Annotated in this window: 2 protein-coding genes; both read left to right on the plus strand. The window is 61.2% G+C overall.

The window, feature by feature from the left end; genetic code table 11:
• The coding region (locus BKN05_RS12550) for an alpha,alpha-trehalose-phosphate synthase (UDP-forming) (RefSeq protein ID WP_286688791.1) at positions 1-821 on the plus strand (821 nt) is incomplete at its 5' end.
• A gap of 26 nt (positions 822-847) precedes the next feature.
• A partial coding sequence (locus BKN05_RS12555; RefSeq protein WP_286688792.1) for a hypothetical protein occupies positions 848-1,252 on the plus strand: 405 nt, incomplete at its 3' end.

Here is a 1,252-nt window from a genome sequence, read left to right on the forward strand (position 1 = left end):
TTGTCGACGCCGGTTATGGCGCCGCAGGCCATACGGTGACCGGAGGTAGTGCCAGCCTGCGCGAAATCACCGCACGCATCACCACCCCCGATTCCCGCGAAGTCGGCGTTGCGGCCTTCCCCATCTCGCTGGATTCTGGCTCCCAAGCCAAGCGCAGCGCGGGTGATAAGCACGAAATCGCGCGACTGCGGGCGGACCTTGGCAACCCGCAGGTGGTGTTTTTAGGTGTGGACCGGCTGGATTACACCAAGGGCATCGTCGAACGGCTGCAAGCCTTCGAAGAGTTATTGGAAGCCGGTGCCTTTGCCCCCAGCGACGTGTCCTTCGTGCAATTAGCAACCCCGTCGCGGGAACGGATCGACCACTACCGCAGGACGCGCTCGGTGGTAGAAGAAACCGTCGGCCGCATCAACGGGCGGTTTTCCACGCTGGGCCACCCCGTGGTGCATTACCAGCACACCAGCGTGCCCAAGCACACGCTGCAGCTGTACTACCAACTAGCGGATGTCATGGTGGTCACGCCCTTCAAAGATGGCATGAACCTGGTGGCCAAGGAATACGTCGCCTGCCACGACGACGGTTCCGGCGCGCTTGTGCTCTCTGAGTTCGCGGGTGCAGCCCAGGAATTACAGCAGGCAGTGCTGTGCAACCCTTTTGATATGGAATCAATCAAAACCGCGATGGTGACCGCAGCAACCGGGTTGCGGGAACACCCAGAACGGATGCGCGAGCGCATGCAGCACATGCATGAACACGTGCTGGAATACGACGTGGCCCGCTGGGCGCAGACATTTCTCACGAGTTTGGATGAATTCGCATGATCGGGCGTCGGCAAGCAACAGCATTGGTGTCTCTCGCGGCTGCCACCACTGGCCTGGCCGCGTGCGCCGATGAATCCACCGGCACGTTGCTGGATTCCACCTGGCAGATCACCCACATTTATTCCGCCCCGGAAGATCCCACCGAAGTGCCCGCGGATTTAGCAGGCGTGCCACGGCTGGGGTTCAGCCAAAACAGCATGGCAGGCTACACCGGGTGCGCCCCGTTGCAGGCACAGGTGAGTTTCAGCGATGAATCCGGCAACTCCGCACCCGCCGGTGCTGCCAGTTTCGTGCTGCTCAATGAGGTCATTATCGACGAGTCCGACACCGAATGCACCGGCACCAAAGCCTGGGTGCACAGCCATATTTCGGATCTGTTGGCCTCTGGCAACCGGTTTGCTCTGCAATTCGACGCGCGCGGCGAGCTCGTG

This window comes from Corynebacterium sp. S5S1 (genome assembly GCF_001913985.1).
Classification (GTDB): Bacteria; Actinomycetota; Actinomycetes; order Mycobacteriales; family Mycobacteriaceae; genus Corynebacterium; species Corynebacterium marquesiae.